The following is a 249-nucleotide window of genomic DNA, read 5'->3' as shown; positions in this document are numbered from 1 at the left end:
ACAGGCCAAACCAGTGAAGTTTTCTTCACTGGGGTTGCGGACATATCATAACGAAGAGGCTATTGTAGACGAGGAGAGTTGGAAAGCTCCGCTATAAAGTGTAAAAGCCACGTAGTCAAAACAAGAAAACTTCAGATATGATCCAGAGTACCACGGGACACGTGAAACCCTGTGGGAAGCAGGAGGGACCATCCTCCAAGCCTAAATACTACCTAGTGACCGATAGCGTATAGTACCGTGAGGGAAAGG

General features: G+C 47.4%; 1 rRNA gene. It reads left to right on the top strand.

From position 1 onward, the window contains the following. Window positions 1-249 (top strand): 23S ribosomal RNA (locus K0040_RS20500); the annotation flags it as partial.

The sequence above is a fragment of the Terrisporobacter petrolearius genome (assembly GCF_020748185.1).
GTDB classification, from domain to species: domain Bacteria; phylum Bacillota; class Clostridia; order Peptostreptococcales; family Peptostreptococcaceae; genus Terrisporobacter; species Terrisporobacter petrolearius.
Note: the sequence above shows the minus strand (reverse complement) of the source record. Positions and strands in the feature narration are given on the sequence as shown.